General features: G+C 70.8%; 13 protein-coding genes. 11 read left to right on the top strand and 2 right to left on the bottom strand.

Annotated features, from left to right (window positions below; all coding sequences use genetic code 11):
• Positions 1-5: 5 nt before the first annotated feature.
• The 8 genes from BM109_RS17895 (at position 6) to BM109_RS17860 (ending at position 9,632) form a co-directional block, all read left to right on the top strand.
• Positions 6-431, top strand: coding sequence for a carboxymuconolactone decarboxylase family protein (locus BM109_RS17895; RefSeq protein ID WP_093344964.1), 426 nt, complete (start codon positions 6-8; stop codon positions 429-431).
• Complete coding sequence (locus BM109_RS17890) at positions 428-1,657, top strand: MFS transporter (RefSeq protein WP_256222630.1); 1,230 nt, start codon at positions 428-430, stop codon at positions 1,655-1,657. Before BM109_RS17895 ends, BM109_RS17890 begins: the two co-directional genes overlap by 4 nt.
• Complete coding sequence (locus BM109_RS17885; RefSeq protein ID WP_093344961.1) at positions 1,654-2,418, top strand: alpha/beta fold hydrolase; 765 nt, start codon at positions 1,654-1,656, stop codon at positions 2,416-2,418. Before BM109_RS17890 ends, BM109_RS17885 begins: the two co-directional genes overlap by 4 nt.
• Positions 2,419-2,609: 191 nt before the next feature.
• Positions 2,610-4,481 (top strand): bifunctional sugar phosphate isomerase/epimerase/4-hydroxyphenylpyruvate dioxygenase family protein, encoded by a 1,872-nt coding sequence (locus BM109_RS17880; RefSeq protein ID WP_093345086.1) that lies wholly within the window; start codon positions 2,610-2,612, stop codon positions 4,479-4,481.
• Between the two features lie 59 nt (positions 4,482-4,540).
• The gene (locus BM109_RS17875; RefSeq protein ID WP_093344958.1) at positions 4,541-5,953 is read left to right on the top strand and encodes an MFS transporter; all 1,413 of its coding nucleotides are present in this window, start codon (positions 4,541-4,543) and stop codon (positions 5,951-5,953) included.
• A gap of 61 nt (positions 5,954-6,014) precedes the next feature.
• Entirely contained in the window at positions 6,015-6,710 is a 696-nt protein-coding gene (locus BM109_RS17870; protein ID WP_093344954.1) for a DsbA family oxidoreductase, read from the top strand.
• Positions 6,711-6,811: 101 nt separating this feature from the next.
• Positions 6,812-8,395: a DUF1800 domain-containing protein gene (locus BM109_RS17865; protein ID WP_256222629.1), complete on the top strand. Its 1,584-nt coding sequence runs from the start codon at positions 6,812-6,814 to the stop codon at positions 8,393-8,395.
• A 25-nt stretch (positions 8,396-8,420) separates the two neighbouring features.
• Positions 8,421-9,632, top strand: a complete 1,212-nt coding sequence (locus tag BM109_RS17860; RefSeq protein ID WP_093344949.1) for a DUF1501 domain-containing protein — start codon at positions 8,421-8,423, stop codon at positions 9,630-9,632.
• Between the two features lie 3 nt (positions 9,633-9,635).
• Here the strand turns inward: BM109_RS17860 and BM109_RS17855 are convergent, their stop codons facing one another.
• Entirely contained in the window at positions 9,636-10,262 is a 627-nt protein-coding gene (locus tag BM109_RS17855; RefSeq protein ID WP_093344946.1) for a hypothetical protein, read from the bottom strand.
• A gap of 15 nt (positions 10,263-10,277) precedes the next feature.
• A complete protein-coding gene (locus BM109_RS17850) occupies positions 10,278-11,297 on the bottom strand; it encodes a hypothetical protein (RefSeq protein WP_143129188.1) in 1,020 nt (339 codons plus the stop codon).
• A gap of 140 nt (positions 11,298-11,437) precedes the next feature.
• Here BM109_RS17850 and BM109_RS17845 point away from each other — a divergent pair, with 140 nt between their 5' ends.
• The 3 genes from BM109_RS17845 (at position 11,438) to BM109_RS17835 (ending at position 14,312) form a co-directional block, all read left to right on the top strand.
• Positions 11,438-12,499: an NAD(P)H-dependent flavin oxidoreductase gene (locus tag BM109_RS17845; RefSeq protein ID WP_093344941.1), complete on the top strand. Its 1,062-nt coding sequence runs from the start codon at positions 11,438-11,440 to the stop codon at positions 12,497-12,499.
• Between the two features lie 30 nt (positions 12,500-12,529).
• Entirely contained in the window at positions 12,530-13,198 is a 669-nt protein-coding gene (locus BM109_RS17840; protein ID WP_093344938.1) for an alpha/beta hydrolase, read from the top strand.
• 178 nt (positions 13,199-13,376) lie between these two features.
• Positions 13,377-14,312 carry a DUF3014 domain-containing protein gene (locus BM109_RS17835; protein ID WP_371268819.1) on the top strand — a complete coding sequence of 312 codons (936 nt, stop codon included), beginning with the start codon at positions 13,377-13,379 and terminating at the stop codon, positions 14,310-14,312.
• The last annotated feature ends 53 nt before the right edge of the window (positions 14,313-14,365 follow it).

The following is a 14,365-nucleotide window of genomic DNA, read 5'->3' as shown; positions in this document are numbered from 1 at the left end:
CCGGCATGACTTCCTCTTCCGACACCCCCGCCGACGACTACGAATCGGGCCTGCTCAACCGCCGTCGCGTGCTCGGCGACGCCTGGGTCGACCGCTCGCTGGCCAACCGCAACAGCTTCAATGCCGAGTTCCAGGAACTGATCACGCGCCATGCGTGGAACGACATCTGGGGCCGCTCCGCGCTGGGCGACAAGACGCGCCGCTACATGGTGCTGTCGATGATGCTCGGCATCCACGCCTACGAGGAATTCGCGATGCACGTGCGCGCGGCGCTCGACGGTCCGCCCGAGTCGCGGCTCACGCCCGAGGACATCAAGGAAGTGATCATGATGGCCGCTATCTACTGCGGCGTGCCGGTCGCCAACCACGCCTTCGGCATCGCCACCGGCATCCTGCGCGAGAAGGGCCTGCTGCCTGCGGCGGCGCAGTGAGCGCGCCGCAAGGACCACCAGGAAACCTGAAGGGCCGCTGGCACGCCGGCTTCGCGCTGCTGCTGCCGTTGCTGCTCGCGGCCCAGCCGGTGGCCACCGACAGCTACCTGCCGGCGCTGCCCGCGATCGCGAAGGAACTCGGTTCGGCCAGCACCAGCCTCACGCTGTTCGTGCTGGCCTTCGGCTTCGCGCAACTGCTGTGCGGACCGCTGGCCGATCGCTTCGGCCGCCGGCCGGTGCTGTTGGCGGGCCTGGGCTGCTATGCGCTGGCCGCGCTCGGCGGCGCCTTCGCGGGCAGCGTGTTCATGCTGGCCGGCTGGCGCACTTTGCAGGGCTTCTCGATGGCGGCGATCCTGGTCTGCGCGCGTGCCGCGGTGCGCGATCTCTATCCGGCCCACGAGGGCCCGCACGTCATGGCGCGCGGGCTCACGGGGCTGGGCGTGGTCGGGCTGGTGGCGCCGCTGCTCGGCGCCTGGCTGGTGCAGGGCGCGGGCTGGCGCTGGGTGATGGGCGCGATGGCGCTCTATGCGCTGGTGCTGTTCGCGCTGTGCTGGCGCTCCTTCGGCGAGACCCGGCCGACCTTCGTCGACACGCCCTCGGCGCCGCGCGGCAGCGCGCGCGTGGTGTTCGCGAGCCGCGCCTTCCGCGCCTGGGCCTCGGTGGCGGCCTCGACCTATGGCGGGCTGTTCTGCTTCCTGCTGCTGTCGCCGATGGTCTACATCGGCTATCTGGGCTGGTCGCCGGCCTGGTATGGCTGGATCCCGGCCGGCGGTTCGCTGGTCTACATCTTCAGCACCACCATGTGCCGGCGGCTGCTGCGCCGCCACGGGCCGGTGCGCACGGTGCAGCTGGGCGCCTCGCTGAGCATGGCGGGCGCCACGATCCAGGCGCTGGGCTGCTGGCTCGCGCCGCTGAGCGCGGTGCCGCTGCTCGCGGGCCACGCGGTCTATTGCCTGGGCCACGGCATCCACCAGCCTTGCGGCCAGGCCGGCGCGGTGGGCGACCTGCCGCAGCTCGCGGGCCGCGCCGTCTCGTGGTCGGGCTTCGGCATGATGATGGTCGCCTTCTGCGTCGGGCAGTTCGCCGCGCTGTTCGTCGATGCCGAGTATTCGAACGGCGCGTGGCCGATGGTGATCCCCATGGTCGCCGCCGCTTGCTCGCTGCTGGCCATCGCCTTCTTCTGGCTCCCCCGTCTTCATCCCCTCTCGAAGGAACCCGCACCATGACCCGTCTGAATCTCGTCCGCGAAGGCAATGGCCCGATCGTCGTGCTGAGCCATGCGCTCGGCTGCGACCTCCGCATGTGGGACGGCGTGGCCGCGCAGCTCGCGCGTGCCCACACCGTGCTGCGCTACGACCACCGCAACCACGGCGCCTCCGAGCGCGTGCCGGGCGCTTTGCGCATCGAGACGCTGGCGCAGGACGCGGCCGAGCTGATCCAGCGCGAGGCCGGCGGCGAGCCGGTGCACTTCGTCGGCCTGTCGATGGGCGGCATGACGGCGCAGGCGCTGGCCGTGCGCCATCCCGAGCTGCTGCGCACCGTGACCATCGCGAACTCCTCGGCCCACTATCCCGACCAGGCGCCCTGGCGCGCGCGCGCCGAGACCGTGGCCGCGCGCGGCGTGGCCGCGATCGCGCCGGGCGCGGTGTCGCGCTGGCTCACGCCGGCCTTCGCCGCCACGCCCGAGGGCCAGGTGGCCGCCGAGCAACTGCAGGCAGTGCTGCTGGCCAACGATCCGCAGGCCTACATCGAGAGCTGCAACGCGGTGGCGGCGATCGATTTCCGCGACAGCAACCGCCGCATCGCGGTGCCCACGCTGGTGATCGGCGGCCTGCAGGACGAGGCCACGCCGTTCGCGATGTCGAAAACCATCGCCGCGGCGATCCCCCACGCGCGGCTCGCCAGCATCGATGCCGCGCATGTGAGCGCGGTCGAGCGGCCGGTCGAATTCGCGCAGCTGCTGATCGATTACTGGCGCAGTCTCTGATTCGGCGGGGTCATCGACGGTCCTTCGGACCTAGGTGTAACCCCTGATTCGTGCGAAATTCGCACGATAGCGTTCGATCATCGATCAAAGAGAGCGCTAAATGGTTGTGGGCACGGGCCGGCGTTCCTAAAGTCGCTCCCGTGAACACGCTCCAGCCCTCCGCCGACCTTCCGCAGCGCGCCGCGCGGCGCATGCACCGCTCGATCGCCACCGTCTCGCTCAGCGGCACCTTGCGCCAGAAGCTCGAGGCGATCGCGGCCGCGGGCTTCGACGGCATCGAGCTGTTCGAGAGCGACTTCGTCAACTTCAAGGGCGCGGCCGCCGAGCTGCGCGGCCTCGCGGCCGACCTGGGCCTGGCGATCGACCTCTACCAGCCGTTCCGCGATTTCGAAGGCATGCCCGAGCCGCAGTTCCGCCGCGGCCTGGAGCGCGCCGAGCGCAAGTTCGAGCTGATGGCCGCGCTGGGCGTGCCGCTGATGCTGTGCTGCTCGAACACCTCGCCGCTCGCCATCGACGATCCCGCGCGCGCCGCCGCGCAGTTGCATGCGCTGGCCGAACGCGCCGCGGCCCATGGCCTGCGCGTGGGCTTCGAGGCGCTGGCCTGGGGCCGCTTCACGTCGCGCTATGGCCAGGCCTGGGACATCGTGCGGCGCGCCGGCCATCCCGCGCTGGGCCTGATCCTCGACAGCTTCCACACGCTCTCGCTGCGCGACGATCCGGCCGGCATCGCCGACATCCCGGGCGAGAAGATCTTCTTCCTGCAGATGGCCGATGCGCCGCAGCTCTCGATGGACGTGCTGCAGTGGGCGCGCCACCACCGCGTGTTCCCGGGGCAGGGCGACTTCGACGTGGCGGGCTTCTACGTGCAGGTGCTGCGCGCCGGCTACACCGGGCCGCTGTCGCTCGAGATCTTCAACGACCTGTTCCGCGAGACGCCGAACCGCCGCACCGCGGTCGATGCGATGCGCTCGCTGCTGTACCTCGAGAGCCAGGTGCGCGAGTGCGTGGCGCCGGCGCCGGCGCAGCCGCTGCTGTTCGCTCCGCCGCAGGCGCCGGCCTTTCGCGGGCTGTCCTTCATCGAGTTCGCGGCCGACGAGTCTTCGGCCGGCGCGCTCGGCGCGCTGCTGCAGCAACTGGGCTTTCGTCGCGCGGGCCGCCATCGCTCGAAGGCCGTCACGCTCTACCGCCAGGGCGACATCCACATGGTCGTGAATGCGCAGCCCCACAGCTTCGCGCGCACGCGCTTCGAGGCGCACGGCACCTCGGTCTGCGCGCTGGGCGTGCGCACCGACGATCCGCAGGCCGCGGTGGCGCGCGCCACCGCGCTGTGCTCGCAGCGGCACGACAGCCCGGTCGGCCCCGGCGAGCAGGCCGTGCCCGCCATCGTGGTGCCGGGCGGCAACCTGCTGCATTTCATCCCGTCGTCGCTCGGCGCCACCGGGCTCTACGAGGCCGACTTCATCCTCGAGCCCGAAGAAACGCAGGGCGATGACGCCGGCCTGCGCGCCATCGACCACGTCGCGCTCGGCCTCGCGCTCGACCAACTCGACACCTGGGTGCTGTTCTCGCGCGCCGTGCTCGGGCTCGAGGTCGGCGAGAGCCTGGAACTGGCCGATCCCTTCGGCCTGATCAAGAGCCGCGGCGTGGCCGATGCCGCGCGCAGCCTGCGGCTCGTGCTCAACGTGTCGCTGAGCCAGCGCACGCGCACCGCGCGCACGGTGCATGCGCAGGGCGGCGGCGCGGTGCACCACGTGGCGCTGCGCAGCGACGACATCTTCGCGTCGGTGGCGCGGCTGCGCGCCAACGGCGTGCGCTTCGTGCCGATCTCGGACAACTACTACGACGACCTCGCCACGCGCATCGCGCTCGATGCCGCGCTGCTCGAGCGCATGCGCGCGGCGGGCGTGCTGTTCGACCGCTCGCCGGCCGGCGACTACCTGCACATCTATACCGAGAGCTTTGGGGACGGCCTGTTCTTCGAGGTGGCGCAGCGCATCGGCGGCTACGACGCCTACGGCGCGCTCAACGCGCCGGCGCGCATGGCCTCGCAGGCCCAGGACTGATTTCCTTTTTTTCGTTCATTCATTCACCCGCTCATCCTCGTCCACACCGGAGACAACCCATGGCGAACACCACGGCTCACGAGCCTCAAGGCAAGCACCAGTCGAAGAAGGCCGCCGCCAGCGGCTGGATCGGCTCGGCGCTCGAGTACTACGACTTCTTCATCTACGCCACCGCCGCGGCGCTGATCTTTCCGCAGATCTTCTTTCCCAAGGGCGACCCGACCACGGCCATCATCGCCTCGCTCGCGACCTACGGCGTGGGCTATGTCGCGCGGCCCATCGGCGCCTTCGTGCTCGGCCACTGGGGCGACACGCACGGGCGCAAGCAGGTGCTGATCCTGTGCATGTTCCTCATGGGCTTCTCGACCGTGGCCGTGGGCCTGCTGCCCACCTACGACCAGATCGGCCTGGCCGCGCCCGTGCTGCTGGTGATCCTGCGGCTGATCCAGGGCTTCGCGGTGGCCGGCGAGATCTCGGGCGCGAGCTCGATGATCCTCGAGCACGCGCCCTTCGGCCGGCGCGGCTTCTTCGCGAGCTTCACTTTGCAGGGCGTGCAGGCCGGCCAGATCATGGCGGCCGCCGTGTTCCTGCCGCTCGCGCACTACATGCCGGAAGAGGCCTTCAATTCGTGGGGCTGGCGCATCCCGTTCCTGCTGAGCTTCGTCGTCATCATCGCGGGCTACATCATCCGCCGCGAGGTCGACGAGACCCCGGCCTTCGCCGAGGCCGACAAGAAGGGCGAGGTGCCGCGCTCGCCGATCGTGCAGGCCTTCACCGACAGCTGGGCCGACATGTTGCGCGTGGTCTGCATGGCGCTGATGAACGTGATCCCGGTGGTCGCCACCATCTTCGGCGCCGCCTATGCGGTGCAGTCGGCCTACGGCATCGGCTTCCAGAAGGACGTCTACCTGTGGATCCCGGTGCTCGGCAACATCCTCGCGGTGCTGGTGATCCCGTTCGTGGGCAACCTGTCGGACCGCATCGGCCGCAAGCCGCCGATCATCGTCGGCGCGCTGGCCTCGGGCCTGCTCTCGTTCGCCTACCTCTATGCCATCAGCGTGCGCAACGTGCCGCTCGCGATCTGCATGTCGCTGCTGATGTGGGGCATCGTCTACCAGGGCTACAACGCTACCTTCCCGAGCTTCTATCCCGAGCTGTTCCGCACCCGCAACCGGGTGTCGGCGATGGCCATCTCGCAGAACATCGGCACCACCTTCACGGCCCTGTTGCCCGCGCTGTTCGCGACCGTGGCGCCTCCGGGCTCGGCCAACATCTGGCTCACCGTGGGCAGCATCACCTTCGCCGTGACCGTGCTGGCCGCGCTGGCCGCGATCAGCGCGCGCGAAACCTACCGCGTGCACATGAACGACCTCGGCGACCCCGATGCCGTGCCGGTCGACAAGGCCGAGTACGACCGCCTGCGGGCCCAGACCCTGGGCGCGAGCCCGGTGGCGGCGCGCGCCACGGCCTGACGCCGCGGAGGTAGGGCGGCGGAAGACCTTGCACCTGACAAGGCCGCCGCCGCGCGGAAGAATGGCGGCCATGACGACCCCATCCTCCTCCCACCTCAAGATCGATTTCGTCTCGGACGTCTCCTGCCCCTGGTGCGCCGTCGGCCTGGGTTCGCTCGAGGCCGCGATCGCCCGCGTGGCGCCCAGGGTGACGGCCGAGCTGCACTTCCAGCCCTTCGAACTCAACCCGCAGATGCCGCCCGAGGGCCAGGACACCTTCGAGCACCTGAACCAGAAGTACGGTTCCACGCGCGAGCAGCAGGCCCAGATGCGCGAGGCCATCCGCCAGCGCGGCGAGGCCGTCGGCTTCGTCTTCAACCCCGAGGGCCGGCCGCGCATCTACAACACCTTCGATGCGCACCGGCTGCTGCACTGGGCCGAGCTCGAGGACGCGGCCAAGCAGGTCGCGCTGAAGAAGTCGCTGCTCAAGGCCTACTTCACCGATGCCGAGAATCCCTCCGACCCCGAGGTGCTGGTGCGCCTCGCGGCAGCGGCGGGCCTCGATGCGGCGCGGGCACGCGAGATCCTCGCCAGCGACGAGTACGCGGCCGAGACCCGCGCGCGCGAACGCATGTACACCGACGCCGGCATCCACTCGGTGCCCGCGATCATCATCAACGACCAGCACCTGATCTCTGGCGGCCAGCCGGTGGAGGTATTCGAGCGCGCGCTGCGGCAGATCGCGGGGGCGCAGCCCAGCGGGGTGGTGTCGGCCTGAGCCACGGGGGCGTTTCGCCTTGAAACGAAGCTGACCGGCAGCTTTACACGGCGCTGGCATCCTGGGTCAACCGCGCACCGACGGCGCGGGTTGAACCCACCATGCACATCTCTTCGATCCGGTCGCGCCTCGCACGGGGCGCATGGATGGCGGCCGCCGCGCTATGGCTCGCGGGCTGCGCGCTTGGCACGCGGCCCGATGCGACGCCGCTCGCCTTGCGCGGCGCACCGCCCGATGCATTGACCCAGCTGCGCTGGCTCGACCGCGTGAGCTGGGGCGCGAATGCGAGCGGCCAGGCCGAGGTCGCGAAGCAGGGCCTGGCGGAGTGGATGGGGCGCCAACTGGAACCCGTACCGCAGCCGCTGCCGCCCGAGGCCCAGGCGCAGATCGACGCGATGGAGATCGCGCGCACGCCCGTGGACACGCTCGCGGTCGCGCTCGATGCCGAGCGCAAGGCGGCCGCCGCGCTGCCCGACGAAGACCAGAAGAAGGCCGCGCGGCAGGCCTACCAGCAGCACCTGAACCGGCTCGCGCGCGAGGCGCAGCAGCGCTTCGTGCTGCGCGCGCTCTATTCGCCGAACCAGCTGCAGGAGCAGATGACCTGGTTCTGGATGAACCACTTCAACATCAGCTCGCGCAAGGGCGGCAACATGCGCGCGCTGATCGGCGACTACGAAGAGAACGCGATCCGCCCGCATGCGTTGGGTCGCTTCCGCGACCTGCTCGGCGCCACGCTGCGCCATCCAGCGATGCTGCGTTATCTCGACAACGCGCAGAACGCCGCCAACCGCATCAACGAGAACTACGCGCGCGAGCTGATGGAGTTGCACACGCTGGGCGTGGGCAGCGGCTATTCGCAGGCCGACGTGCAGGAGCTCGCGCGCGTGCTCACCGGCGTGGGCGTGAGCCTGCAGCCGGCCGATGCACCGCCGCCCAAGCTCAGGCCCGCGATCGCCGCCGACTACCGGCGCCAGGGCCTGTTCGAGTTCAATCCCAACCGCCACGACTACGGCTCCAAGACGCTGCTCGGCGAGCCGATCCGTGGCCGCGGCCTGGCCGAGGTCGACGAGGCGCTCGACCGCCTCGCGCGCGCGCCGGCCACCGCGCGCTTCGTCTCGCGCAAGCTCGCCGTCTACTTCGTGGCCGACGATCCATCGAATGCGCTGGTCGAGCGCATGGCCGCGAGCTTCACGCGCAGCGATGGCGACATCGCCGCCACCCTGCGCACGCTGTTCGAGTCGCCCGAGTTCGCGGCCTCGCTGGGCCGCAAGTTCCGCGACCCGGTGCACTACGCAGTGGCCGGCGTGCGGCTGGCCTACGACGGCCGCGTGGTGGCGAACGTGGGGCCGATGCTCAACTGGATCGACCGCATGGGCCAGCCGCTCTACGGCCACGAGACGCCCGACGGCTATCCGCTGCACGAAGCAGCCTGGGCCAGCGCGGGGCAGATGAACACGCGCTTCGAGATCGCGCGCATTCTGGGCGCGAGCGGTGCCCTGCTGTTCCGCACCGACGCCAAGGCGCCGCTCGAGAGTCCGGCCTTCCCGCCATTGGCCGAGTCGCCCGCGGTGCGCGAGATGCAGACCGGCTTCGGCGCCGGCACGCGCGAGGTGCTCGCGCAGGCAAAGAACCCGCCTGAATGGAACACGCTGCTATTGGCCGCGCCCGAGCTGATGCGCCGCTAGCGCCCCCTCGAAAAAGGACAAGTCCATGCAACGCCGAGAATTGCTCCGTTTCGCCGCCGCCGCGCCACTGGCCGGCGCCGCCGCCCGCCTGATCGCCGCGCCGGCCGCCGAGGGTGCCAAGCTGCTGGTCGTGTTCCTGCGCGGTGCCTACGACAGCACCAGCCTGCTGGTGCCCACCTCGAGCGACTTCTACTACGCCTCGCGGCCCGGCATCGCGATCGGACGACCGGGCACCGGTGGCGGCGCGCTGCCGCTCGATGCCGACTGGGGCTTGCATCCATCGCTGGCGCAGAGCGTGATGCCCCTGTTCCAGCAGAAGCAGGCCGCGTTCATCGCCTTCGCCGGCACCGACGACCTCACGCGCAGCCACTTCGAGACGCAGGACGGCATCGAGCTGGGCCAGGCGCTCGATCGCCGGCGCGACTACCGCTCGGGCTTCCTCAACCGCCTCGCGGGCGTGCTCGGCGCGGGACCGCTCGCCGACGTCTCGCCGATGGCCTTCACCGATCAGTTGCCGATCTCGCTGCGCGGCGATGCAAGGGCCGCCAACATGGCGCTCGCGGGCAATGCGCGGCCCACGATCGATGCGCGCCAGAGCCAGCTCATCGCCTCGATGTACCGCGACACGCCGCTCGCGCAGACCGTGGCCGAAGGCTTCCAGGTGCGCGACGAGGTGCGGCGCGCGATGCAGGCCGAGATGGACGCCGCCAGCCGCAACGCGATGACCGCCAAGGGCTTCGAACTCGTCGCCCGCCGCATGGCCGCGCTGATGCGCGAGCGCTACGACCTCGGCTTCGTCGACATCGGCGGCTGGGACACCCACGTGGGGCAGGGCGCCGCCACCGGCTACCTCGCGAACCGCTTCGAGGAACTGGGCCGCGGCCTCGCGGCCTTCGCGCAGGAGATGGAGCCCGAGAACTGGCGCCAGACCGTGGTGGTGGTCATCAGCGAGTTCGGCCGCACCTTCCGCGAGAACGGCAACAAGGGCACCGACCATGGCCATGGCACGGTCTACTGGGTGCTCGGCGGCGGCCTCTCGGCGCAGGCCGGTGGCCGCGTGGTCGGCGAGCAGCAGGCGCTGACGGCCACCACGCTGTTCCAGAACCGCGACTATCCGGTGCTCAACGAGTACCGCGCGGTGCTCGGCGGGCTGTTCCAGCGCATGTACGGGTTGTCGCCCGCGCAGGTCGCGAAGGTGTTCGACGGCGTGACGCCGAAGGACCTGAAGCTGGTGTGAGACTCACCAGAACTTCCACCAGGGCCTGCGCACCGGCGCGGGCGCGGCCGATGTCGCGGGCCGCTTCGCGCGCCCGGGCGCGCCGCCCATCGCATTCGCACTGAAGCGCACGCTCGGCGAGCCCTTCGCGGTGGCCGCGGCGCGCGCGCGGCCGTAGTTCATCGTCGGCGGCGCGAAGTTCGACGGCATGCCGTCGTCGTGCACGGCCAGGGTGCCGCCCGCGCGTTCCACCAGCAGCTGGTAGTAGTGCCAGACGTTGTCCTCGGGGCCGTTGACGATGCGGTTGTAGGCGCGGCGCCAGGGCCAGAACAGCTGCTCCCTGTGGGTGCTGCGCATGCCGGGGTAGCTGTCGTCGCCGAGCGCGACCACGCCCCATTCGGCGCCATGGTTGCGGCGGAACACCTCGCCCACGTAGCTGCCCAGGCCCTTGGCATAGTCGAAGACCTGCGCGTCGCTGGGCTTGTCGTTGCGCGCGCGCAGGTGCAGCTGCTGCAGCAGCGCCTCGACCTTGCGGATGCTGGCGTCGGTGAAGTCGAGCGCCACGTCGAAGTTGCGGCGCGCGCGCTCGATCATCTCGGTCGCGGCCTCGGTGGCCTCGGCTTCGATGCGGCGGTCGGGGATGAAGCCCATCGCTCGGCGCCTGTCTCAGAACGAGGGCACGGGATTGTGGCCCTGCACCAGCGCATAGGCGCCGTTGCGCAGGCTGTAGACCAGCTGTTCGTCGACGGTCTCGACGCGCAGATTGTTCGCATCGCGCGTGCGCGCGCCCTTGAAGACGATCTGCAGCTCGCCCGGATCGTCCTGCGTGCCGAGCGCGAACTCGGGCTTGCCGTCGATGCGGTAGCAGGCGCCGCGCGGCGCTTCCTCCGGGCGCGTGGCCTGCAGCACCGGCTCGCAGGCGCCGTCGGCACCGCCGTTGTCGGCGCCCAGCGGCACGCCCTCGATCAGCTGGCGCACTTCGGCGGCGCCGATCTCGTAGACCGAGAGCCAGCTGCCGCAGTAGCCCTGCCAGCAGCTGCCGCTCGTGACGGTCAGCACGAAGCGCTGCGGCGCGATGCGCTCCACGCGCGTGAGGCCGATGTTGCCCGAGAAGCCGAGGTAGTCGACGCCGTCGTTGCGGCCCGCGAGCTTCCAGCCCGCGTCGCCATGCTCGAAGAAATAGGCGCCGAGCCATGCGCCCGCCACGTGGGCGTCCATCGGCTGGCCGCGGTCGTTCACCGGCACGGTCTCGGTGAGCAGCACGGCATGCGTGTCGTCGAGCCGGACCACCTCGCGCGCCGAGACCTGGGCACGGGTCGGCGCGAAGCCCTCGGTCATCGGCTTGCCGTCGTTGCCGATCTCGGGCAGCTGCACGTCATCGGTGCGGCTCGCGGTCTCGCCGGCGGGCGGCGGCTCGAACAGCAACGCCATCAGCGCATCGCGCTGCAGCGTGGCCGAGAACTCGGGCCGGGGCGTGGCGGGCGGCGCCGGGTCCGTGGCGGCGGGCGTGGCCTCCACGGCGGCCGTGTCCTGCGCCGATGTCGCACTTTCGGATTCGTTCTTCGTACAGGCCGTGAGCAGCATGAACATCACGGTACTAATCACGGTACTCACGGCGAGCGATGCGAGCGATGCAAGGGGCCGCCGGTGCGAAGCGGGGCGGTTCGACGGGGTCGGTGTGCGCATGCGGGCATTGTTGCTCAAGCCGCGCCGATGACCCCGCGCGGGCGGCCCGACCGCGCTTCCCTTCAGAATCGGGGCGTGCGGCGCGCGCATCGGCATGCCGCGCCTTCCGAAGAATCCCCGTTCGCACTGGAGCATCTTTCATGACCACCACCTCGACGCTGTTGCAACTGCTGGGCACCGAACTGCCGCTGATCCAGGCCCCCATGGCGGGCGTGCAGGGCAGCGCGATGGCGATCGCCGCGAGCAACGCGGGCGCGCTGGGCTCGCTGCCCTGCGCGATGCTCTCGAACGACGCGATCCGCAGCGAGGTCGCGGCGATCCGCGCGGGCACGACGAAGCCCTACAACCTCAACTTCTTCTGCCACCAGCCGCCGGTGCCGAGTGCCGAGCGCGAAGCCACCTGGCGCGCCGCGCTCGGTCCCTACTACGCCGAGTTCGGCATCGACCCCGCGGGCATCGCGGCCGGCCCGGGCCGCAACCCGTTCAGCGCCGAGATCGCCGAGCTGCTGGCCGAATTCCGCCCGCCGGTGGTGAGCTTCCATTTCGGGCTGCCGTCGGCCGAGCTGGTCGCGCGCGTGAAGGGCTGGGGCGCGAAGGTGCTGGCCTCGGCCACCACGGTCGAGGAGGGCCGCTGGCTCGCGGCGAACGGCGCCGACGCGGTGATCGCGCAGGGCCTCGAGGCCGGCGGGCACCGCGGCCATTTCCTGTCGCACGACCTCACGGCGCAACTGGGCACCTTCGCGCTGCTGCCGCAACTGGCGCAGACCTTGCGCGTGCCGGTGATCGCCGCGGGCGGCATCGCCGATGCGCAGGGCGTGGCGGCCGCGATGGCGCTGGGCGCGGCGGGCGTGCAGGTGGGCACGGCCTATCTGCTGGCCAACGAGGCCACCACCAGCGCCATGCACCGCGGTGCGCTCAAGAGCGAGGCCGCGCGCCATACCGCGCTGACCAACCTGTTCACCGGCCGGCCCGCGCGCGGCATCGTCAACCGCGTGATCCGCGAGCTGGGCCCGATCGGCCCCGCGCCCGAATTCCCGCTCGCCACCTCGGCGATCGCGCCGCTGCGCGCCAAGGCCGAGGCCCAGGGCAGCGGCGACTTCTCGCCGCTGTGGTCGGGCCAGAACGCGAGCGGCTGCCGCGAACAGCCCACCGCCGAGATCACGCGCTCGCTGGCCGAAGGCTTCAAGGCCTCGGTGCGCTGACAGGACCTTACGCTTTCTTCTTCCATCGACATGACCACGCTCCAACTGCCGCTCCAATTCCTCGAACAACCGACCGCCGCCGGCACGCGCGATCCCTGGCTGCTGGTGCTGATGCATGGCGTGGGCAGCAACGAGCAGGACCTGTTCGGCCTCGCGCGCCTGATGCCGCCGCAGTTCCATGTGCTGAGCCTGCGCGCGCCCTATGTGCTCACGCCAGGTTCCTATGCCTGGTTCGAATTCGAGGTGCTGGCCGATGGCCAGCGCCGCATCGACGAGGACCAGGAGCGCGAGAGCCGCTTCCTGGTCGGCGAGATGCTGGCCTCGGCCTCGGCGCAGCTGGGCATTCCGCCCGAGCGCGTGGTGGTCGGCGGCTTCAGCCAGGGCGGGATCATGGCGCTGTCGCTGCTGCTGACCAGGCCGGCGTCGATGCGCGCCGCGATGGTCTGGCACAGCCGGCTGCTGCCGCAGGTGCTGCCCCAGGTGGCCGCGCCCGAGGCTTTCGAAGGCAAGTCGCTGTGGGTGAGCCATGGCAGCTCCGACAACGTGATTCCGCCTGCGGCCGCGCAGGCCACGCGCGAACTGGCGCGCGGCCTGCCGCTGTCGCTCGCGGGCAGCGATTTCCCCGGCGGCCACGAGATCCGGCCCGCTGAATTGCAAGGCACGCTGGCCTGGCTGCAGTCGCTGACGGCCGCGCACTGAGCATCTCCCGCGCGCCCCGGAAACCGGTGGCGCCGCCTGCGTGTCGAGGGCGGGGCTGAACTTCCGTGTGGCGAGGGCGTCACACGGGGTTACGAGGCCCCGGGCTCCCGGGGCCCTTGTTGGTGCAACATGACGGTTCGTCATCACGCACCGCACGCCACAGGAAAGACACGACGACATGCCCGAGAACGACAACAACGAACTCCGTGCCGAACGCGACATGAGCACCGCGGGCGAGACCCGCGACTACGCACCGCGCCGTGAGCGCTCCATGCTGCCGTGGGCGCTGCTCGTGCTGGTGCTGCTGGTGGCCGGCTACTTCGGCTGGCGCTGGTACCAGCAGCAGCAACAACAGCCCGTGTCACCGCCAGTGGCCGCCACCACGCCCGAAGACGCACCGCCCGCGCCCGCGCCGGCCCCCGTGGCCTCGGGGCCGCAGAACCCCGTCGACGCGCTCGCGCCGCCCGATGCCGCGCTGCCCGCGCTGGCCGATTCCGATTCGCGCGTGCTGAAGGCGCTGGCCGAACTGCTCGGCTCCAAGAACGCCAACACCTTCCTGCGCCCCGACGGCGTGGTGCGGCGCTTCGTCGCCACGGTCGACAACCTCGCGCGCGAGCAGGCGCCCGCGAGCGCATGGCCGGTGCAGCCCACGGGCCAGCGCTTCATCACCGAAGGGCAGGGCGCCAACCAGACCATCGCGGCCAACAATGCGGCGCGCTACAACGGCTTCGTGCTGCTCGCCGAATCGGTCGACCCGGCCAAGGCCGCGGGCGTGTACGCGCGGCTCTATCCGCTGTTCCAGCAGGCCTATGAAGAGCTCGGCTATCCGGGCCGCTACTTCAACGACCGGCTGATCGCCGTCATCGACCACCTGCTGGCCGCGCCCGAGCCCAAGGGCCCGGTGCAGGTGCGGCTGGTCGAGGTCAAGGGCGACTATCCCTCGCAGCGCCCGTGGACCCGCTACGAGTACGTCGATCCCCAGCTCGAGTCGCTCAGCGCGGGCCAGAAGATCATGGTGCGCATGGGCCCGGAGAACGAGCGCAAGCTCAAGGCCAGCCTGCGCGCGCTGCGCCAGCAGATCGCCACGGGAGAGGTGGCGAAGAAGAAGTCCTGAGCGCGGGCCGGCAGCGCGCCGGCCACGCCCCTGGCGACGCCTTTGTTCCCACG

The sequence above is a fragment of the Variovorax sp. PDC80 genome, from assembly GCF_900115375.1.
Lineage (GTDB): Bacteria > Pseudomonadota > Gammaproteobacteria > Burkholderiales > Burkholderiaceae_C > Variovorax.
Note: the sequence above shows the minus strand (reverse complement) of the source record. Positions and strands in the feature narration are given on the sequence as shown.

Excerpts from the sequence above, each read along its gene's own strand:
- BM109_RS17895 (WP_093344964.1), top strand. The coding sequence starts at position 6 with ATGACTTCCTCTTCCGACACCCCCGCCGACGACTACGAATCGGGCCTG.
- BM109_RS17885 (WP_093344961.1), top strand. The coding sequence starts at position 1,654 with ATGACCCGTCTGAATCTCGTCCGCGAAGGCAATGGCCCGATCGTCGTG.
- BM109_RS17880 (WP_093345086.1), top strand. The coding sequence starts at position 2,610 with ATGCACCGCTCGATCGCCACCGTCTCGCTCAGCGGCACCTTGCGCCAG.
- BM109_RS17875 (WP_093344958.1), top strand. The coding sequence starts at position 4,541 with ATGGCGAACACCACGGCTCACGAGCCTCAAGGCAAGCACCAGTCGAAG.
- BM109_RS17870 (WP_093344954.1), top strand. The coding sequence starts at position 6,015 with ATGGCGGCCATGACGACCCCATCCTCCTCCCACCTCAAGATCGATTTC.
- BM109_RS17865 (WP_256222629.1), top strand. The coding sequence starts at position 6,812 with ATGCACATCTCTTCGATCCGGTCGCGCCTCGCACGGGGCGCATGGATG.
- BM109_RS17860 (WP_093344949.1), top strand. The coding sequence starts at position 8,421 with ATGCAACGCCGAGAATTGCTCCGTTTCGCCGCCGCCGCGCCACTGGCC.
- BM109_RS17855 (WP_093344946.1), bottom strand. The coding sequence starts at position 10,262 with ATGGGCTTCATCCCCGACCGCCGCATCGAAGCCGAGGCCACCGAGGCC.
- BM109_RS17850 (WP_143129188.1), bottom strand. The coding sequence starts at position 11,297 with ATGCGCACACCGACCCCGTCGAACCGCCCCGCTTCGCACCGGCGGCCC.
- BM109_RS17845 (WP_093344941.1), top strand. The coding sequence starts at position 11,438 with ATGACCACCACCTCGACGCTGTTGCAACTGCTGGGCACCGAACTGCCG.
- BM109_RS17840 (WP_093344938.1), top strand. The coding sequence starts at position 12,530 with ATGACCACGCTCCAACTGCCGCTCCAATTCCTCGAACAACCGACCGCC.
- BM109_RS17835 (WP_371268819.1), top strand. The coding sequence starts at position 13,377 with ATGCCCGAGAACGACAACAACGAACTCCGTGCCGAACGCGACATGAGC.